Annotated in this window: 17 protein-coding genes; 8 read left to right on the forward strand and 9 right to left on the reverse strand. The window is 63.2% G+C overall.

What is annotated here, in order from left to right; genetic code table 11:
• The first annotated feature begins 148 nt into the window (after window positions 1-148).
• Entirely contained in the window at window positions 149-598 is a 450-nt protein-coding gene (gene aroQ / locus IMX18_RS14790; protein ID WP_013971975.1) for a type II 3-dehydroquinate dehydratase, read from the forward strand.
• The gene (locus tag IMX18_RS14795; RefSeq protein WP_015269766.1) at window positions 595-1,443 is read left to right on the forward strand and encodes a shikimate dehydrogenase; all 849 of its coding nucleotides are present in this window, start codon (window positions 595-597) and stop codon (window positions 1,441-1,443) included. The genes aroQ and IMX18_RS14795 overlap by 4 nt, the downstream gene beginning before the upstream one ends.
• A 115-nt stretch (window positions 1,444-1,558) precedes the next feature.
• Here IMX18_RS14795 and IMX18_RS14800 read toward each other — a convergent pair whose 3' ends face one another.
• Window positions 1,559-2,095: a thioredoxin family protein gene (locus IMX18_RS14800; protein WP_225903900.1), complete on the reverse strand. Its 537-nt coding sequence runs from the start codon at window positions 2,093-2,095 to the stop codon at window positions 1,559-1,561.
• Window positions 2,085-2,360: a DUF2790 domain-containing protein gene (locus tag IMX18_RS14805; RefSeq protein WP_054572704.1), complete on the reverse strand. Its 276-nt coding sequence runs from the start codon at window positions 2,358-2,360 to the stop codon at window positions 2,085-2,087. The genes IMX18_RS14800 and IMX18_RS14805 overlap by 11 nt, the downstream gene beginning before the upstream one ends.
• Window positions 2,361-2,580: 220 nt before the next feature.
• Between IMX18_RS14805 and IMX18_RS14810 the strand changes: the two genes are divergently transcribed.
• From IMX18_RS14810 to IMX18_RS14825, 4 genes are all read left to right on the forward strand, one after another.
• Window positions 2,581-3,321, forward strand: coding sequence for a response regulator (locus IMX18_RS14810; RefSeq protein WP_003250463.1), 741 nt, complete (start codon window positions 2,581-2,583; stop codon window positions 3,319-3,321).
• Window positions 3,318-4,604, forward strand: coding sequence for a sensor histidine kinase (locus tag IMX18_RS14815; RefSeq protein WP_015269763.1), 1,287 nt, complete (start codon window positions 3,318-3,320; stop codon window positions 4,602-4,604). The genes IMX18_RS14810 and IMX18_RS14815 overlap by 4 nt, the downstream gene beginning before the upstream one ends.
• Before the next feature lie 248 nt (window positions 4,605-4,852).
• Window positions 4,853-5,470, forward strand: a complete 618-nt coding sequence (locus tag IMX18_RS14820; RefSeq protein ID WP_015269762.1) for a ferric reductase-like transmembrane domain-containing protein — start codon at window positions 4,853-4,855, stop codon at window positions 5,468-5,470.
• 14 nt (window positions 5,471-5,484) lie between these two features.
• On the forward strand, window positions 5,485-5,973 hold the full coding sequence (locus tag IMX18_RS14825; protein ID WP_054572705.1) for an HvfX family Cu-binding RiPP maturation protein: 489 nt from the start codon (window positions 5,485-5,487) through the stop codon (window positions 5,971-5,973).
• Between the two features lie 150 nt (window positions 5,974-6,123).
• On the opposite strand, the gene IMX18_RS14830 is transcribed toward IMX18_RS14825, so the two are convergent.
• From IMX18_RS14830 to IMX18_RS14860, 7 genes are all read right to left on the reverse strand, one after another.
• Entirely contained in the window at window positions 6,124-6,822 is a 699-nt protein-coding gene (locus IMX18_RS14830) for an HvfC family RiPP maturation protein (RefSeq protein WP_015269760.1), read from the reverse strand.
• Window positions 6,815-7,663: an HvfB family MNIO-type RiPP peptide maturase gene (locus IMX18_RS14835; RefSeq protein ID WP_015269759.1), complete on the reverse strand. Its 849-nt coding sequence runs from the start codon at window positions 7,661-7,663 to the stop codon at window positions 6,815-6,817. Before IMX18_RS14835 ends, IMX18_RS14830 begins: the two co-directional genes overlap by 8 nt.
• A 76-nt stretch (window positions 7,664-7,739) precedes the next feature.
• Complete coding sequence (locus IMX18_RS14840) at window positions 7,740-8,231, reverse strand: HvfA family oxazolone/thioamide-modified RiPP metallophore (protein WP_013971966.1); 492 nt, start codon at window positions 8,229-8,231, stop codon at window positions 7,740-7,742.
• Window positions 8,232-8,394: 163 nt separating this feature from the next.
• Window positions 8,395-8,949, reverse strand: a complete 555-nt coding sequence (locus tag IMX18_RS14845; RefSeq protein ID WP_015269758.1) for a DUF4174 domain-containing protein — start codon at window positions 8,947-8,949, stop codon at window positions 8,395-8,397.
• A gap of 199 nt (window positions 8,950-9,148) precedes the next feature.
• A complete protein-coding gene (locus IMX18_RS14850; protein ID WP_217190586.1) occupies window positions 9,149-13,636 on the reverse strand; it encodes an NEL-type E3 ubiquitin ligase domain-containing protein in 4,488 nt (1,495 codons plus the stop codon).
• 81 nt (window positions 13,637-13,717) lie between these two features.
• Window positions 13,718-16,078, reverse strand: coding sequence for a DNA polymerase II (locus tag IMX18_RS14855; protein ID WP_191472929.1), 2,361 nt, complete (start codon window positions 16,076-16,078; stop codon window positions 13,718-13,720).
• A 154-nt stretch (window positions 16,079-16,232) separates the two neighbouring features.
• Window positions 16,233-17,153: a LysR substrate-binding domain-containing protein gene (locus tag IMX18_RS14860; RefSeq protein ID WP_003260436.1), complete on the reverse strand. Its 921-nt coding sequence runs from the start codon at window positions 17,151-17,153 to the stop codon at window positions 16,233-16,235.
• A gap of 159 nt (window positions 17,154-17,312) precedes the next feature.
• On the opposite strand from IMX18_RS14860, the gene IMX18_RS14865 reads away from it, so the two are divergent.
• Together IMX18_RS14865 and IMX18_RS14870 are read left to right on the forward strand one after the other, a co-directional pair.
• Window positions 17,313-18,101: a YqcI/YcgG family protein gene (locus tag IMX18_RS14865; RefSeq protein WP_015269755.1), complete on the forward strand. Its 789-nt coding sequence runs from the start codon at window positions 17,313-17,315 to the stop codon at window positions 18,099-18,101.
• 2 nt (window positions 18,102-18,103) lie between these two features.
• Window positions 18,104-18,730 (forward strand): LysE family translocator, encoded by a 627-nt coding sequence (locus IMX18_RS14870; RefSeq protein ID WP_015269754.1) that lies wholly within the window; start codon window positions 18,104-18,106, stop codon window positions 18,728-18,730.
• Window positions 18,731-18,753 lie beyond the last annotated feature (23 nt).

Genomic DNA, 18,753 nt, shown 5'->3' on the forward strand with positions numbered 1-18,753 from the left:
GGAAAATTACAATTTTGTAATCCAGTCTGAGTTGCTGAGGGTTCGATAATCGCCCACTTTCCCGGAACAGCGGTTTAGTCCAATTGACTAAACTAACCAGGCGGTACAAAACTAGGAAGCATCCAACAACAACAAAGCGATGCCCGTCATGAAGCCCCTTATTCTCGTACTCAACGGCCCCAACCTGAACATGCTGGGCACCCGCGAGCCTGCCCAGTACGGCCACGAAACCCTCGCCGACCTGGCCCAGGGTTGTGCCGACACCGCCCATTCCCTCGGCCTGGAAATCGAATTCCGCCAAACCAACCACGAAGGTGAACTGATCGACTGGATCCATGCCGCCCGTGGCCGCTGCGCCGGCATCGTGATCAACCCCGGTGCCTGGACCCACACCTCGGTGGCCATCCGCGATGCCCTGGTGGCCGGCGAAGTGCCGGTTATCGAAGTGCACCTGTCCAACGTGCACAAGCGCGAACCGTTCCGTCACCTGTCGTTCATATCGTCCATCGCCGTCGGGGTCATCTGCGGCCTGGGCAGCCATGGCTATCGCATGGCCATCAGCCACTTTGCCGAAATGTTGCAGGAGCGCAGCGCATGAGCCAGCAAGCCATCCTCGCCGGCCTGATCGGCCGCGGCATCCAGCTGTCGCGCACCCCTGCCCTGCACGAACACGAAGGTGATGCCCAGGCGCTGCGCTACCTGTACCGGCTGATCGATGCCGACCAGCTGCAACTGGACGACAGCGCCCTGCCCGGCCTGCTCGACGCTGCCCAGCACACCGGTTTCACCGGGCTAAACATCACCTACCCGTTCAAGCAGGCGATCCTGCCGTTGCTCGACGAACTGTCGGACGAAGCCCGCGGCATCGGCGCGGTGAACACCGTGGTACTCAAGGACGGCAAGCGGGTGGGTCATAACACCGATTGCCTGGGCTTTGCCGAAGGCTTGCGCCGTGGCCTGCCGGATGTGGCACGGCGCCAGGTAGTGCAGATGGGTGCCGGTGGCGCAGGTTCGGCCGTGGCCCATGCCCTGCTGGGTGAAGGGGTCGAGCGGCTGGTACTGTTCGAAGTGGACGTGGCCCGTGCACAGGCCCTGGTGGACAACCTGAATGCCCATTTCGGTGCCGGGCGCGCCGTTGTCGGCACCGACCTGGCCACGGCCCTGGCCGAGGCGGACGGGCTGGTCAACACCACACCGGTGGGCATGGCCAAGCTGCCGGGCACGCCGCTGCCGGTGGAGCTGCTGCATGCTCGCCTGTGGGTGGCGGAGATCATCTACTTCCCGCTGGAGACCGAACTGCTGCGCGCCGCCCGGGCACTGGGGTGCCGCACCCTGGATGGCAGCAACATGGCCGTGTTCCAGGCGGTGAAGGCGTTCGAGTTGTTCAGCGGGCGCCAAGCGGATGCGGCGCGGATGCAGGCGCACTTTGCCAGTTTCACCTGACAGACAGGTGTCGGCTTCTTCGCGGGCTTGCCCGCTCCCACAGGTACTGCGCAAATTTCACTGATTACGCAAATCCCTGTGGGGGCAAGCCCGCGAAGAGGCCGGCACAGACAACTCACCCTTTCTCATCCAGCAACGTCTGTATCACCTGCTCCTGCCCACCATAATCCCCCTCGCCAAAGTGCACATGGCGCACCTGCCCCTTGCGGTCGACAAAGTAGTGTGCCGGCCAGAACTGGTTGCCCCAGGCATTCCACACCTTGTAGTCGTTATCCACCGCCACCGGGTAAGCGATCCCCAGGCTGGCCACCTTGTCACGCAAGGTGCCTACATCGTGCTCGTAGTCGTACTCCGGGGTGTGCACGCCGACCACCACCAGGCCCTGGTCGGCATAGCGCCGCGCCCATTCGTTCACATGCGGCAGGCTGCGCCGGCAGTTGATGCAGTCCCAGGTCCAGAAGTCCACCAGCACCACCTTGCCCTTGAGCCCGGGGCCATCCAGCGGCGCCGAGTTAAGCCACTGGCTGGCGCCGGACAGCGACGGCATGGCACCGTAGCTGTCGCGGGCCATCAGGTGCCCGCCCAGACCCAGGCCGGCCAGCGCCAGGGCAATGCCGCCAACCTTCAACAACAAGCGGCGATCAATTCTCATGGCAACCGCCGGTGGCATAGGTGCGGTACTGCACGCTCTGCCGCTGGCCCTTGGAGTCGAGGTAGTCCATGCGGGTGTTCACCAGGCCGCAGGCGTCGCTCTGGTCATCCTGTATCGACAGCACTTTCTTCACATCCAGGTGGTCACCGTAGCGGTACTGCATGACCCCGCTGTCGTCCATCGGCATGGTGGAGGCCTGGGCGGCAATGGCGCCGAAGCTGAGCACGGCAAGCAGGCTGGCACGGGCGAAGGTATTGAAGTTCATGGCATCTCTCCTGTGTAACGCTTGAGGGTGGGGAGTTGCGCTCCCCGGTCGAGAGCCATTTCACGCCGGCCAGGTATCCCGTATGTGTCGCCCGAAGCTGTGATGTGCTTCCTCCTGTGTCTGTACGCATGGCAGATACACTGCAATACAAACCCCCGCAGGCAAGCGCGAACGCGCTCGGTACACTGCGCCCATCCCCTCTTGAACAGGAACGCAGCGCATGGAACACGTCGATCACATCCTGATCGTCGACGACGACCGCGAAATCCGCGAACTGGTCGGCAACTACCTGAAGAAGAACGGCCTGCGCACCAGCATCGTCGCCGACGGCCGGCAGATGCGCGCCTTTCTCGAAGCCAACAGCGTCGACCTGATCGTTCTGGACATCATGATGCCCGGCGACGACGGCCTGCTGTTGTGCCGCGAGCTGCGCGCCGGCAAGCACCGCAACACCCCGGTGCTGATGCTGACCGCCCGCAACGACGAAACCGACCGCATCATCGGCCTGGAAATGGGCGCCGACGATTACCTGACCAAGCCGTTCTCGGCCCGCGAACTGCTGGCCCGCATCAACGCCGTGCTGCGCCGCACGCGCATGCTGCCGCCCAACCTGACCATCAGCGAAAGCAGCCGCCTGCTCGGCTTCGGCCAGTGGCGGCTGGACACCACCGCGCGCCACCTGCTCGACAGCGAAGGCACCCTGGTAGCCCTGAGCGGTGCCGAATACCGCCTGCTGCGGGTGTTTCTCGACCACCCGCAGCGGGTGCTCAGCCGTGAGCAGTTGCTCAACCTGACCCAGGGCCGCGAAGCCGACATCTTCGACCGCTCCATCGACCTGCTGGTCAGCCGCCTGCGCCAGCGCCTGGGTGACGACGCCCGCGAACCCAGCTGCATCAAGACCGTGCGCAGCGAGGGCTACGTGTTCTCGCTGCCGGTGCAACTGCTCGAGTCACCATCATGAAGTGGCCACGTACCCTGGCCTCGCGCCTGGCACTTATCTTCTTCACCGGCCTGGTGCTGGCCTACGGCCTGTCGTTCGGCCTGCAGGCCTACGAGCGCTACATCAGCAGCCGCTCGATGATGCTCAGCACCCTGGAGCAGGACGTGGCCACCTCGGTGGCCATCCTCGACCGCCTGCCCGCGGCCGAGCGCCCCGCCTGGCTGCCGCGTCTGGAGCGGCGTACCTACCGCTACCGGCTGGACCAGGGCCTGGCGGGCGAAGCCATGCCGACCAGCGACCCGCCCATGGCCGCGGACTCGATCGTCAAGGCCATTGGCGCCGACTATCGCCTTTCCTTCCAGGAAATCCCCGGCCCGAATGCGCACTTCCAGGCCCACCTGACCCTCGCCGATGGCGCTCCGCTGACCATCGACGTAACCCCGTCGCCGCTCCCGGTGGCACGTTGGCTGCCCGTGGTGCTGCTGATCCAGTTGGCCGTGCTGTTGCTGTGCACCTGGCTGGCGGTACGCCTGGCGATCGGCCCGCTGACCCGTCTGGCCCGCGCGGTGGACAATCTCGACCCGGACAAGCCTGGCGTGCAGCTGGATGAAAGCGGCCCGCGCGAGGTGCGCTACGCCGCCGTGGCCTTCAACGCCCTGCAGGCGCGCATCGCTGCCTACCTCAAGGAACGCATGCAGTTGCTGGCGGCCATTTCCCACGACCTGCAAACACCGATCACGCGCATGAAACTGCGTGTCGAAGTGATGGACGAAGGAGTAGAGAAGGACAAGCTGTGGAACGACCTTGGCGAGATGGAGCATCTGGTGCGCGAAGGCGTTGCCTATGCCCGCAGCATGGATACCAGCACCGAGGCACCGTGCCGGGTCAACCTCGATGCCTTTCTCGACAGCCTGGTGTTCGACTACCAGGACAGTGGTGCCCAGGTGCTGCGCCATGGCAGCAGCGGCAGCCTGCTGGAAACCCGCCCGCATGCCCTGCGTCGGGTGCTGGTGAACCTGGTGGACAACGCCCTCAAGTTTGCTGGTGCTGCCGAGCTGGAGGTATGCCGCGAAGGGGACCTGACCGTGATCCGAGTGCTCGACAACGGGCCAGGCATCCCCGGTGGCGAACTGGATGAAGTACTCAAGCCGTTCTATCGCGTGGAAGGCTCACGCAACCGCAGCACCGGCGGCACCGGGCTGGGGTTGGCGATTGCCCATCAGCTGATCCAGGCCATGGGCGGCCGACTGACCCTGAGCAACCGCGCAGGCGGCGGGCTGTGCGCGCAGATCGAGCTGAAGTAAGGCAATCTCAGGTAGGAGCGGCCTTGTGTCGCGATCGGGCCGCAAAGCGGCCCCGGCAATTCATGCGGCGAAGCTGAAAACCTGGGGCTGCTTCGCAGCCCATCGCGACACAAGGCCGCTCCTACAGGGACTGCGGCGCTTGAGCGACTTCTACAATCCGATACACAACCCCACCACCGCCGACACACTGCAGATACCCCACCCCGACACACTCCCGGTCACACAACCACACCCCGGGAGCCTCCCTGATGAAACCCCTCACCCTTCCCTCCGGCTGGAAGCTGTTCGCCACGCTCGCCGGCCTGACCCTGGCGATGACCGCCGTGGTCCTGGCCAGCCAACCTGATCCGGACGGCCTGCGCAGTGCGATCCGTGCCACTGCGCGCAGCTCCTTCGCGCTATTCCTGCTGGCCTTTCTGGCCTCGTCGCTGGTGACCTTGCTGCCTGGCACCAGCAGCCGCCGCATCCTCCAGGAACGGCGCTATCTGGGGTTGGCATTCGCCTTTTCCCACACCGTGCACGGCGTACTGATCTACCGCTATGCCCAGCAATTCCCCGAGCTGTTCTGGGCCGGCCGCACGTTTACTTCCAGCCTGCCCGGCACCCTCGGCTACCTGTTCCTGCTGCTGCTCACCATCACCTCGTTCAAGGCCCCGATGCGCCTGTTGGGTGGCCATGCCTGGCAGGCCCTGCACAGTACCGGCATGTGGGTACTGGCCGCGGTGTTCTGCCTGTCGTTCTACAAACGCATCCCCATGGGCGGCTGGTACCCGCTGGCGTTCGCCCTGATGTTCAGCGCCATCGCCGTCAAGCTCACCGCCAAGCTGGCCCGTCAGCAACGCCGTAACGCCCGTGCCCTTTCCTGAAGAGAGAATCCAGCATGACCACCTTGACCCGCACCCTGACCACCTTCGACCGCTTCGGTACCTGGAGCGCCGACCTGCCATTGCGGCTGTTTCTGGCCTGGGAGTTTTTTGAATCCGGCTGGGAGAAATTCAATGGCAGCAACTGGTTCGCCGACCTGCAGGCGAACTTCCCGTTCCCCTTCAACCTGCTGCCTGCAGAGCTGAACTGGCAGCTGTCGATGTGGGCGGAGCTGATCCTGCCGTTACTGCTGTTGTTGGGGCTGGGTACCCGGCTGGCCTCGTTTGGGCTGATGGTGGTGACCGTGGTGGCGATTGCCGCGGTGCATTGGCCGGCGCACTGGTCGAGCCTGGCCGAACTGGCCCAAGGTTATGCGATTACCGACCAGGGCTTTGGCAACTTCAAGCTGCCGCTGATCTACCTGGTGGCGTTGCTGCCACTGCTGCTGAAAGGGGCTGGGCGGTTGAGCCTGGATCATTGGCTCAGAGGGCGGTTCTGCAGGTGATATCGCCGGGGCTGCGTTGCAGCCCATCGCCGCGGTTCGTCGCCACGACAAGCCAGCTCCCACAGGTACTGCGCAAGATTCTGGGCATGCGCTGTACCTGTGGGAGCTGGCTTGCCGGCGATTGGGCGCAAAGCGCCCCAATACCACGATTCAACATGTACCGATGATGACCCCCTGCTCGCGCAGCCCCTCCAGCAACGCCAGCCCCTCCTCCACAGCACCGCCCAACGCCTGCAACCGCGCCCGCCCACTGCCCTGTTCCAGCGCCAGCAACCGGTACGCCAGCGGCGCCAGGCGCGCGAAGCGCACCTTCAGCCCCGCATCGCGATAAACCAGCAACAAGGTCGGCGCCTCTGGCGCGACCGCTGGCTGGTAATCCGCCCCGATCCGCTCCACCGGCCAGCGATAGGCCAACACCCGCGCCACACACGACAACAGTGGCTCCCCTTCCAGCAGGTCGCCTGCCGGGTCATGGGGCGGGTCCTGCGCATCGCTCAGATACAACTGCGCCTCGACCCACTCATAGTGCGCCAGCTCCAGCTGCCAGGGTGCATCCAGTTCGATGCCTTGCAGGTAATCGACGAACGCTTCGGCAATCTCGGTGAACAACGGTGTCTGGCTGCGATAGTTGGCATAGAAGTCTCGCACTCGGGCATGCCAGCGCGGTTCACCCAACGCCTGGCGCATCACCGGAAAACTGCCGGCCAGCAAACCTTCGATAGCACCATAGAACAGCTCGCGGTAAACCTTCAGGCGCCGGGCCTCCACGCCCGGCGGCGGCGCATGGCGCTGCGGGTCACGCAGGTGTCGGGCCAAGGTGTACTGCTGCTCACGCAAGGCCTCATTCATCTGCATGCCCTCCAGAAGCACGCTGCACAGCACGGATGCGCGCCGTTTCGGCGAGCAGTTCGACCAGCGGCGGGTAGTTGAAATCACGCTCGAGTACCGTCGGTTGCACACCGAAACGCTTACAGGCGACCGCGTACAGCGCCCACACATCCTCCTTCACCGCAGCCCCATGGGTGTCTACCTTGAGGTCCGGCGCTTCATCGTAATGGCCAGCCACGTGCATGCCGGTGACCCGCGCCTGGGGCAAGCCCGCCAGGAATTCGCGGGCGTCGTAGCCGTGATTGCAGGCGTTGACGAATACGTTGTTGACGTCCAGCAGCAGGTCGCAGTCGGCCTCATCGAGGACCGCACGGATGAAATCGAGTTCGCTCAACGCCTGGTACGGCGCCGCGTAGTAGCTGATGTTTTCCACGGCAATACGCCGCTCCAGGTGTTCCTGGGCCTGGCGAATCCGCGCGGCCACATGGTGCACCGCTTCGTCGGTGAACGGAATGGGCATCAGGTCATACAGGTGCCCGTCATCACTGCAGTAGCTCAGGTGCTCGCTGTACAGGCGCACCTGGTGGCGATCGAGAAACTGGCGGGTCTGGCCAAGGAAATGGCGGTCCAGCGGCTCGCTGCCACCCAGCGACAACGACAGCCCGTGGCAGGTAATGGCAAAACGCTCGGCCAACTGCGCCAGGCCCTTGCCATAGGCACCACCCACGGCAATCCAGTTTTCCGGTGCGCATTCCAGGAAGTCCACGGCGCCAGCCTCCATGGCCAGCAGTTCCGGCAACAGGCCGCGGCGCAGGCCAAGCCCGGTCTGTAACGGTGCAGGGGGCAAAGATGTGGGGTGCATGAACAGGTCTCCGCAACAGGCACAACGCCCCGCCTGACCAGCAGGAGGGGCGTTGCGCGGTTCATGGGGCAGAAGGTCAGGACTTGCCGGTCAGGTGGCTGAACAATCCTTCGGGCATGGCCTTGCCATTAGCCTGGTAGATCGCCTTGAGGTGATCCGCCGCCTCCTGTTCGGAGATGAAGCCATCATGGTTGCTGTCGATCTTGTCGAAGTCGCCGGCACGGTCCTTGGCCACCGCCAGGAACTCGTCGCGAGAGACCTTGCCGTCGTGGTTGCTGTCGGTCTTGGCGAACGAGGCATCACCACACTTGCCCTCGCCACACTTGCCTTCGGCCCCGGCCTTGGCGCTGGCGCCGCACTTGCCCTCACCGCATTTGCCTTCGCCTTGGGTGGCCTTTGCGCTGCCACCACATTTGCCTTCACCACACTTGCCCTCGCCTGCCACCTTGGCCGAAGCCAGCTGGTAACCCTGGGCCAACGGCTCGACGGCAAAAGCGCTGCTGCTCAAAGCCATGCTGCCGATCAGGGCAGCGCCGAGCAGGCCGAGGGTGTTTCGTACTTGAGTCATGGTGTCGCTCCACTGTGGTTGGAATGTGGAGCCATTAGGCCGTTGCGGTATGTCGTGGATGTATCGCGCGGGGTGCGGTTTTGTATGGGAATGGGTCTGCAGCGTGGGCAGATACAGTGGGATACACAACGGCCCCAAGGTGCCTCGGGGCCGTCGTGCAGGGTCAGTCTTCCAGCGGCTTGGGCGGCGCGGCAGGTTTGGCGGGCTTGGCGGGCTTGCTGTCCTTGGCCTTGGCTTCCGGTGCCGCTGCAGCCACAGGTTCGGGCGCCGTCATGGCTTTTTCGCTGGCAGGCAGCTCATCGACCGCCTTGAAAATAACCTGCGGGTCAATGGCCCCGCCCTCCTCATCGTCCTTGAGCATGTGCCGTTCACCGTCCTTGCCCACCAGGATCACCTTGGTGCCTTTGCTGGCACCCAGCTTCAACTCGCGGATCAAGGCCATGGTAGTCTGCTGCTCCAGGTTCTTGTCCTCACGCTTGCCCATCATGTTGGCAACGCTGTAGAGCACCAGGTTTCGCTCCTTGAAGGCGGCCTGGGTGGCCGGATCCTTGAGAGCCTCGTTCAACCCACGCAACGTCGGGTCGGCGCTGCTGGGCGCAATGACGACCAAGGGCCTGGCCTTGCCCAGTTCCTTGGCCAGCGGCGCGTCACTGTCGGCAGCAAACACAGGGCCGACGAGCGCGAGCAAGGTGGCGAGGGTCAGTGACCGGACGAGCATGCGTATCTCCTTATTCTCTCGATAAACCAGAAGACTACAGATCAGGGCGAAAGATCCGACAAGCGAGCGTAAACCAGCAAAAGGCCTCCATGTTTGAATGAACAGTAACCGGCGGTTACCAAGTGCGGTCGCTCCCCGTCCCGAGCCCGAAAAAGTACCTCTATCACTTGTAGCTTGAGCATAGTCCAATGCGCCCTGGTCATACCGGCCGTTGCAGAGCCTCGATGGTCAGTTGGAGTTCGGTCTTCTCGGTCCAAAGCCTGATTTCCGCCATCAACCTGGCGGCGTCCTCGGCATCTGCATCCTCTGCCAACTGGTTCTGAAAACTGGCCGGCACTTCCAGTTCGCGCACGTAGCGTTTCTCGAGATAATTTCTCCAGAACGGTTGCTGGACCATCCACACTGCCACCGATTGGTCTGTCTCGTTACGCCTGACTTGATCAGCCGCGCGCATCACCGAAGCGTCATCCAGGTCCGGGATGCCCGCGTGTAGCATGCTCCGCGCGTTGCCAGGGAGGCCCAGGTCATCGCGCAAGCGGATCGAGTAGGCCAGCGCCCATTCGATCGACTCATTGCCCGCACCTGCAGCCTCAGCCTCGCGCAAGGCGATGAAGTCAACCTCCTGTTGCCTCCACAACTGCCGCGCCAGTTTCACCAGGGCTTGTTCCTGGCTCCCAGAGGGGGCAGCCTGCTCGGCGTCCCACACAAGGCATCGGATTTCAAGCTGCTGGAAGACCACCGTGGCATTGTCGGCGCAGTTCTCGACCAGTGCATGGGCGAAAATTTCATTGGCCAGTGCTGCTGACTTGTCCACCTTTTCCATCATGGCCAGAACGCGTGAGGCCAGCATTTCCCCATATCGAGGATGGGTGAAGTCTTGCGAGCGCGTAAGCTGTTTCAGCAGTTGCATGAAGTTCGTCACCCCATCCATTTGCTCGATAGTGCTCCAGCGGATACCCAGATTTTCGCGTTCCACACCGTCCAGGCGGTCCATCCAACGAAACCTGTGAGGGACTGAACTGTCCTCCGGAATGTTCCAGGCCTCCTGCACATCTTCAGCCTGTTGCAGCAGCACAGGATTGCCTGACAGCGCCACGTAGCCTTCCCGCCACAACCGGGACTGGATGAAGTTAGGGGGCAACAGATTGATGAAGTTGTTGGAAGCATCGAGCATGTACAACGTCTGACAATCCGTGATGCCCTCGGGCAGCAGTACCAACCCGGCATTGCGCAAACGCAGTTCGGCCAACTGGTTCATCTGCGCCACAGAAAAGGTCATGTTCAAGCGGTTGTGCGAAAGGTTCAGGTAACGTAACCGGCTGCATTGCGCCAGCACTTGAGCCTGGGACTCGTCCAGAGAGATGCGATTGCCGGACAAGTCGAGTATGCGCAAGTCATTGAGCAACGACAGGCTCTCTGGCAGACGTTGCAACTTGTTGTAGCTCAGTTCCAGCGAGCTCAGATTGGGGAATGAAAGCAGGAATTGCTCTGGTACCTCCTTCAGCAACAGGCTACGCAGGGAAAGCTCGGTAACGTGCGGGAAGCTGAAGAGTGGGCCCAATTCAGGCAATGAGCGCAGGTCATACGCGCTGAACTGCCAAGTTACCGTCAGACGTTCATGCTGAGCGAGAACCTGAGCGGGCACCCGTTCCCGCCAGCATTGCATGAGTGCTTTGCGAAACCGTTTGCGCTCGGGTCGATCGCGATTCAGCAACCCTCGCCACTCCCAGCTTTTCAGGTGGTCGTTCAACCTGCGGGCTTGCTCTTCGAGCACACCGAGTTCGGTGTCGGTATCACGCCCCGAAGCATGCAAGGTGGTCAGCCAATCTTCGATCTGCTCGTCACTGTACGCTGGGTAAAGGTCGCGCAGACGCGCCTCGAACGCCCGGGGTCGAGACGCAGACCGGGCAAAGCATCCCTGGCAGCCGCCCAGCGGGTATCCGACCCTGCCATCCTCCAGGCGCACTGGCGCCAGCATCCATGGCTGTCGAGGGTTTTTGCCCAACACCTGGGCGAGTACCCTGCTGTGCCCGGGCATTTGCCGAGCCAACACTGCTCTCAAACTCGGTGCGTAGGGTTCAGTGATACCGAGTGCCGCATGATCGGCCGGGGCAAACGCTTCCGCCAAGGTCTCGAACAGCTCGCCGGGGCCGCGCAGCTCGAGGCCTAACGCGTCCTCAAGCTCGAACCGCCCGTTGTCATGCACAAGCCTGTAGTTCTGCCCGTCACCAGCAGTAGTCATTATCGGCTGCGGGCTACCGCCATCGTACAGCCGCCAGCGCGGCCTGGTCTCCCTGACATCCAGAGTCTCCAACAGTGTCAGCGCGACCTTGGCCTGGTCCAGGGTCTGGGGCGTCTCGATGAACAGCGCCTCGCAGGCACGCGCAACGCGTATGCGCAGTACGCTCAGCCTGGCCCTTTCGACCAACCGGAGCGGCACTGTGCCGCCGACCAGTGCCTGAAATTCCGCACCTTCTGCCGACAGCTCGCCCACAAGCTCGCGCGCCGCTCGGCAATGCAGGCTCGGGAACGCCTTGCGCAAGGTTGCCACCGCCGCATCGTCTGGCTCCTGCTGCCCGTCATACACCTGTTGAAACAGCTGGCGCCGCCTTGCCGAGACCTGCGCCGCCAATGCTGGCCCGCCCTGCTCGGTGACGCCAGGCAGGGCGCGGGCCTTCGCCAGCAACGGCGCGTCCTCCGGCACCCGCCCGAGCTTCAAATCGTCCAGCAGGGTTTGCAGCCGGCGATCGATCAGCAGGCGCTCTACGGTATCGACCAGCTCGGCCTCAGGTGGCCGGCCGTACACATGCAGCGCCCGTAGATGGTCTGCATCCAGAGCATGGACGGCCATGGCCTGGTCAATCTGTTCATCATCCAGGCGAGCGAAACGCTCACCAAGGCGGCGGAACATCCTGTGCTTGTCTGTCCAGCTGGCCGGTTGCTCGGTCCATAGCCGCCAGGCACCGGCGTCATTGTGACGCAACAAAGGTCCATGACCACCTCGTGGTGCCAGTTGCCACTCTTCATCTGCGCGCTGGACGATTTCGTAGTTGTGGCCGTCCATGATCATCCAGCTTCTGTCCTGGGCACGGTAGATGCCCATTGCATCGGCCACTTCCCCAGCGGGAGGTGCAGCGCTGCGAAACGGCACCAGGTCTCCATTCCAGAGCTTCTCGCTGCCGTCTTCCAGGCGCGCTGGCACCCACTGGTCCAATGCGGCCCAGGCCCGGCTCGCTTCCCGCCATACCACGGCGGTGACACCGATCACGGCCAGGTCTTTGGTCACGTTGAGCACATGCTCCATTGCGGCGCTGGTATCGCCCTCGCGCCAGTCTTCAACGGCCTGGAACAGCTCGCCCAGCAGGTCCCAGACCATTACCGCCAGCAGCAGTGCATTGAGTGCGGGGATGAACACGCCCGCCACCGTGGCCAGGGTCCAACCCTCGGCAACCAACCTTTGCCGATGGGCTTCCTGGGCCTTGCGGTCAAGGTCTGACACCGGCGTTGCAATCAGCGCAGCATCGTCCTTGATATGGGCAATGCGCGCGGCGGCAAGGTGGGCGAACAACGGCAGCGGGTAGTCCCGCATGTGCTGGTCCATTTCCCGAGTTGCCCAATCGGCGACGCCCACCAGTTCCTTGGCAACCCTGGAGAAGAACTGCTGGCTGTCGCGCCGGCGTACGAAGCGTTTGAAGAAATCCTGATAGCGCTTGTCTCGCAGACGCTTGCCCAAGACCTTGCGGGTGAAGCTTTCCAGGTCGGGGCTTGCGGTCCAGGGACCGTGGGGGTCATCGGGAATATAGACAATGATCTTGCGGCTGACTTTGTCATGAAATACATCGAGTATCACGATCTGTTGCAAATCGCAGCCGAACGCCTTGAGTTGCCGGGCCACCACTTTCGACTCGTACAGCGTGCCAGGTCTCCCGTGCTTGCATAGCTCTAGCACCAGGTCCAGTTCGGCAGCACTCAGTACTCCATCGCCTTTAGCCTTGCACGCATCGATCAGCATGACCGAGCTGTAAAGCTGGGCAAGCGTCGAAGCCATGCTGCGCCAGCCGCTTGCCTGGCTGCTCGGCGCTTTGAGCACGGTGTCCAGGTGCTGTTGATAGCGCCTGCCCAGATCCAGCTTGCGGCACAAGCGTGCGAAGGCTGGCGCGGTTGGTGCGGCGAGCCGTTGCGACAGGCTGTCGACGATGCAGTTGTCCTTGTGCTGTTCGTTCCGCCCCTCGCCCGGCGTGAAGTTGTCCAGTGCCGCCTCGATCAGCGGTACGTCGAAATAGTCCTTTTCCACCACCGGGTAGCGCCCCCACACGGTGCCCTGGCTGGGAGCGGTGTAGGTGTACCAGCGCCTGAAATACAGGCCATCGACATTTTCCGTGGTACCGAATTCTTCCTGCATGGCGTGTCGAAGCAGCGGCTTGACGAAACGGTCGACGCCCTCGATTCGCGCAAGCTCCTTTTCCAGCCACTGTCGACAGGCCAGGCTGTCTTTCAACGCGTCGCGTAATGCAGCATGCTGCGATTCATACAGACCGTTGGCCGGGATGTTCTGCTCGGTCAGCGATACGATTCGCAGCCGGCGAATCCATCTGGGCAATCGCTTGACGATGAGGTTGTCCTGATAGGCCTGCTCCATGGCCAGCGTATCGGCAGTTGGCGGTTGTTCCTGGCTGGGTGTAGTCACGTTGTTGCGCCTCGGGCTGATCAAAAGGCCCGACACTAGACGCAGGCTTGCCAAGCGATAAGCTAGATAGGTACCACCTCTTCAGAACAGCGCCAGCTGCTGGCCGGTCAACCCTTCGAAACTGTCGCCAACAAAAGGCAGGATGGCATCGGCCACCGGCTGCAGCTGCCGCGTCAGGTAATGCTCGTAGTCCACCGGCGCTTGCAGGTTTTCCAGGGGTTCGGGGCCCGCCAGGGTGATCAGATAGCTGATCCAGCCGCCGCGCTGGTATTGCAACGGGCGGCCAAGGCGGCGGTTGTAGTCATCGGCCAGCCGGGCCGCACGCACGTGCGGTGGCACATTGCGCTGGTAATCGACTAGCGGCCGGCGCAAACGCTTGCGGTACACCATCAGCTCATTCAGCTCGCCCGCCAGGGTGCGCCGTACATAATCGCGCACATACGCCTGGTAAGGCTCCCCGCGGAATATCCGGCGATAAAGCTCCTGCTGGAACTCCCGGGCCAGCGGCGACCAGTCGGTACGCACCGACTCCAGGCCCTTGTAGACCATCTGCTCGCTGCCATCGGCCCGCTGCACCAGCCCGGCGTAGCGCTTCTTGCTGCCTTCGTCCGTACCGCGGATGGTGGGCATCAGGAAGCGCCGGTAATGCACCTCGAACTGCAGCTCCAGCGCGCTATCCAGGTTCATCTGCTCGCGCAGGTGTTCGCGCCACCACTGGTTGACCTCGGCCACCAGCTCACGGCCGATGCGTGCTGCAGTCTCCTCGCCGTGGGCGCCCTTGAGCCAGACGAAAGTGGAGTCGGTATCGCCGTAGATCACCTCGTAGCCCCTGGCTTCGATCAGCGCACGGGTCTGGCGCATGATCTGGTGGCCGCGCATGGTGATCGACGAAGCCAGGCGCGGGTCGAAGAAGCGGCAGCCGCTCGAACCCAACACCCCGTAGAAGGCATTCATGATGATCTTCAGCGCTTGCGACAGCGGCGCATTGCCCTCGCGCTTGGCTGCTTCCCGGCCCTGCCATACCCGCTCGACGATGGCCGGCAGGCAATGCTCGCTACGGGAAAAACGCCCACCCCGGAAGCCTTCCACCGAGTGTTCATCGTCGGGCAGGCGCAAACCTTCGACCAGCCCCACCGGGTCGATCAGGAAGGTACGAATGATCGACGGGTACAGGCTCTTGTAGTCCAGCACCAACACCGAGTCGTACAGGCCCGGGCGCGAATCCATGACGAAGCCACCGGGGCTGGCTTCGTCGGGGCGGCTACCGAGGTTGGGCGCGACGAAGCCCAGGCGGTGCATCTGCGGAATGTACAAGTGGCAGAACGCAGCCACCGAGCCACCGCTGCGGTCCACCGCAAGGCCGGTGACCGAGGCCCGCTCCAGCAAGAATTCGAGCAGGCGGGTGTGGGCGAAGATGCGCGTCACCAGCTCGCAATCCTTGAGGTTGTAGCGCGCCAGCGCCGGCTTGTCCTCGGCGAAGCGGCGGTTGATTTCATCCATGCGCTGGTACGGCGTATCGATGGCCTTGCCTTCACCGAGCAAGGTCTGGGCGACACTTTCGAGGCTGAACGACGGGAAGCTCCAGGTCGCCGAGCGCAGCGCCTCGATGCCGTCGATCAGCAGCCGCCCCGGGGCATCGGCGAACACGTGGCCACCACCGGCATGGCTGCGCAAGGTCATCGGCGCGCCATTGCGTCCCAGTGCCAGTGGTACCTGCAGCAGCTTGGCGTGCTCGTGCAGCAGGCGCAGGTCGAACTGGATCAGGTTCCAGCCGATGATTGCATCCGGGTCGTGCTCGGCCATCCACAGGTTGAGGCAGGCCAGTATATCGGCGCGGTCGGCGCAGTAGTGCAGGTCGAAGTCCAGGCCATCAGCCGTGCCGTTGGCCGGCCCGAGCATGTACACCTGGCGCTGGCCACAGCCTTCCAGGGCAATGCTGTACAGCTCGCCCCGCTCGCTGGTCTCGATGTCCAGCGACACCAGGCGCAGCGGCGGGCGATAACCCGGCAGGGGCTTGAGCTGGGCATCGCAGAGCACGCCTTGGGCATCCGGTTGGCCGGTGAACTGCACCGGGGCGGTGATGAAGCGCTCCATCAGGTAGCGCTCGGGCGGGCGAATATCGGCTTCGAACACCTCGATACCGGCCGTGCGCAGGCGTTGCTCCAACTGCATCAGTTGCCGGTGCTGGCGGCAGTACAGGCCCAGCACCGGGCGGTGGTCAAAGTCCTTCAGCTGCAGCGGCCGCAGCTCGACACCGGCTTCGTTGGCCAGCAGCACCCGTGCGTGCGCTTCCTGCGCCTGGGGGATGAATGCCACCGATGCCTGTGGCGCCAGGCGCAGCTGCCGTGGCCCCTGGTCGGTGGCCAGCCAGAACTCCACGAAGGTGCCTTCGGGCGCGTCATGCCAATGTCGGGTCAGGACAAAGCCCTGCTGCAACTCCACCGCGTCGACCTCTGAATCGTTTGTTGTGCTGATTGCGGCGATTCTACCGCTGACGCACCGTCGCAGCGCATTTTGTTGGGGCCAGCAGGTGTTTGCCGAAATATTTTCAGCGCCGGGCGCTTGCCGACGGCCGGGCGCATGCTCGAACGCGTGTTCAGCCGTACAGGTAATTGATGTCCTTGCAGGGCAGCGGTGGCACCTGGCCAAGCAGGAACTCGCGCAGCTTGTGCATCTGCCGCGCCTTGGGGCTGGCCTTGAGCCAGGTCATGTAATAGCCGTCGCCGGTGGCCACCGCGTGCTTGAACGGCGTAACCAGGCGCCCGGCCAGCAGGTCGGCACTGGCCAGCACCAGGTCGACCACCGAAATACCCAGGCCTTGCTGTGCGGCCGAGATGCCCTGGTCGAGGGTATCGAACACTTGCCCGTGGTCGATGCTGATGTCCAGCGCGTCCATGCGAGCCAGCCAGCGCCGCCAGTCGCGCCGGTCAGGGGACGGGTGCAGGAATTCGCACTGGGCCAGATCGGCAAGGTCCGGTTGCGCCTGGGCCATGTAATCCGGGTGGCACACCGGGATCAGCCATTCATCGAACAGCTTGAAACTCTCGATATCGGCGGGAAAACGCCCGTTGGCCAGGAGGATCGCACAGTCGTAGGGCTCGGAATAGAAGTCCACGCTGTCGATGTCCATCCACACGCTGGACAGCTGCACGCTGCAGTTGTCCTCGGTCTTCTTGAACGCATCCAGCGCACGCAGCAGCCAGCGCACGGTCAGCGTGGACGGTGCCTTCAGACGCAGGCCGTAGCGGTCCTGGCGCAACAGGGCGCAGGCATTTTCGATGATCTTGAAGCCAACCTTGAGTTCCTGCGCCAGCAGGCGGCCGTGCTCGGTCAGGGCCAGCTTCGGCCCGCGGCGTTCGAACAGGTCGCAGCCGAACATGGCTTCGAGGGTCTTGATGTGGTGGCTGACGGCGCCCTGGGTCAGGGCCAGCTCTTCCGCGGCACGGGTAAATGAGCCATAGCGAGAGGCTACCTCGAAGGCACGCAGCGCGTGCAAAGCCTGAATCCGTTCCGACATGGCGACGCCCCGAGCATGAGTAAGACTAATAGTAGGTCATAGTTCCACGCGTTTTACAACGTCAAGGACGTCTCGGAAAATGCAGGTAAATAATAAACATAACCAAGATCCTGCCTGCATGTGACTTGAACGTTCATCAAATTTACGCCTGGGGAAATCATGTCGACGGGTTATGGAACTTGCTATCGCCTGGATGCGCTAGAGCTGGCCGCTGACCATGTGCGCAACACGCGACATTGGACCTACAAAGCCGTAGAACATTTTCGCAGTGTCCTCGCCAACCCCGAGTTTCCCTGCCTGTTCGGCCGCAAGGCGGTAAACGGCGCAACCTGCCACATCCTCTTCGCCCGAGCCGGGCAACTGGCCGATGACATCGCCATGGGCCTGGCCGACTACGTGCGCACCGTCGCACCTATCCCACCCAAGCAGCGTATCGGCAGCCCACTGGTGGTGTTTCTCGAAACCGCCGCCGACTACACACTGGCCGAGCAACAGGCGCTGGCCTGGAAGGTGTTGCGTGGTGTGCACGCGCGCGACCCGCATCCCTGGCCGCAGGGCATCCCGACCGACCCCGACGACAATGCCTGGTCGTTCTGCTTTGCCGGCATGCCGCTGTTCATCAACATGAACTTCCCCGGCCACCAGCAGATGAAAAGCCGCAACCTGGGGCCACACATTACCTTCGTCATCAACCCGCGGGCGAACTTCGACGAAGTGGCCAACGTCAACACCGAAAGCGGCCATCGTATCCGCGAACGCATCCGCGAGCGCGTGCACCACTACAACGACGGCGTCATGCCCGACACCCTTGGCTTCTTCGGCGATGCCGACAACTACGAGTGGAAGCAGTACCAACTGCAGGAGGCAGGGTCGCTCAACCCGTCCCGCTGCCCGTTCCACGCCCATGCCGTACAGCCGGCAACACCCGACATACTGATCGAGACCTGACCGTGAATACCGCACTCACCGCTACCTACGCCCTGACTGTCCTGCTACTGATCGCCACCCCCGGCCCGGTGGTGGCACTGATCGTCAACACCGCGGCCGCCTCCGGCTCACGCAAGGCCATGTTCACCGCTGTCGGCACCAACTGGGCATCACTGGTGCTGATCGGCGCAGCGGCCTGGATCATTCTCACCAGCGCCGCCATCGACAAGGCCTGGCTCAGCGCCATGAGCCTCCTGGGTTGCCTGTTCATCGGCTACATCGCCGTCGGCACGTTGCGGGAAGCCCTGCAGGCGCCTGCAACCGAGGCGCCAAGCGACCTCGCCAAGCCTGGCCGCGGCGGGCTGCTGCAAGGTTTCATGGTGGGCATCTCCAACCCGAAGGACATCATCTTCTTCATCGCCTTCTTCCCGCAGTTCATCCAGATCACCGAGTCATTCGGCAAGAGCATGGTGGTGCTGTCGTTGCTGTGGGTGGCCATCGATTTTGCCGTGCTCAGCCTTTACATCTTCGCCATCGGCAAGATCGCCTCGCAACGCAGCAACCGCATGATCAGCCTGGCCTCGGGGGTCGCCCTGCTGCTGATTGCCGCCGGCGGCCTGCTGTACAACGTCAGGGAGCTGGCGGCCTGAATGTGATGCACGGTGCCCGCTGC

It is taken from the genome of Pseudomonas shirazica (assembly GCF_015168335.1).
Taxonomy (GTDB): domain Bacteria; phylum Pseudomonadota; class Gammaproteobacteria; order Pseudomonadales; family Pseudomonadaceae; genus Aquipseudomonas; species Aquipseudomonas asiatica.

What these genes read in the sequence shown, in the direction of transcription:
- aroQ (WP_013971975.1), top strand. Translation starts at nt 149, where the DNA reads ATGAAGCCCCTTATTCTCGTACTCAACGGCCCCAACCTGAACATGCTG.
- IMX18_RS14795 (WP_015269766.1), top strand. Translation starts at nt 595, where the DNA reads ATGAGCCAGCAAGCCATCCTCGCCGGCCTGATCGGCCGCGGCATCCAG.
- IMX18_RS14800 (WP_225903900.1), bottom strand. Translation starts at nt 2,095, where the DNA reads ATGAGAATTGATCGCCGCTTGTTGTTGAAGGTTGGCGGCATTGCCCTG.
- IMX18_RS14805 (WP_054572704.1), bottom strand. Translation starts at nt 2,360, where the DNA reads ATGAACTTCAATACCTTCGCCCGTGCCAGCCTGCTTGCCGTGCTCAGC.
- IMX18_RS14810 (WP_003250463.1), top strand. Translation starts at nt 2,581, where the DNA reads ATGGAACACGTCGATCACATCCTGATCGTCGACGACGACCGCGAAATC.
- IMX18_RS14815 (WP_015269763.1), top strand. Translation starts at nt 3,318, where the DNA reads ATGAAGTGGCCACGTACCCTGGCCTCGCGCCTGGCACTTATCTTCTTC.
- IMX18_RS14820 (WP_015269762.1), top strand. Translation starts at nt 4,853, where the DNA reads ATGAAACCCCTCACCCTTCCCTCCGGCTGGAAGCTGTTCGCCACGCTC.
- IMX18_RS14825 (WP_054572705.1), top strand. Translation starts at nt 5,485, where the DNA reads ATGACCACCTTGACCCGCACCCTGACCACCTTCGACCGCTTCGGTACC.
- IMX18_RS14830 (WP_015269760.1), bottom strand. Translation starts at nt 6,822, where the DNA reads ATGAATGAGGCCTTGCGTGAGCAGCAGTACACCTTGGCCCGACACCTG.
- IMX18_RS14835 (WP_015269759.1), bottom strand. Translation starts at nt 7,663, where the DNA reads ATGCACCCCACATCTTTGCCCCCTGCACCGTTACAGACCGGGCTTGGC.
- IMX18_RS14840 (WP_013971966.1), bottom strand. Translation starts at nt 8,231, where the DNA reads ATGACTCAAGTACGAAACACCCTCGGCCTGCTCGGCGCTGCCCTGATC.
- IMX18_RS14845 (WP_015269758.1), bottom strand. Translation starts at nt 8,949, where the DNA reads ATGCTCGTCCGGTCACTGACCCTCGCCACCTTGCTCGCGCTCGTCGGC.
- IMX18_RS14860 (WP_003260436.1), bottom strand. Translation starts at nt 17,153, where the DNA reads ATGTCGGAACGGATTCAGGCTTTGCACGCGCTGCGTGCCTTCGAGGTA.
- IMX18_RS14865 (WP_015269755.1), top strand. Translation starts at nt 17,313, where the DNA reads ATGTCGACGGGTTATGGAACTTGCTATCGCCTGGATGCGCTAGAGCTG.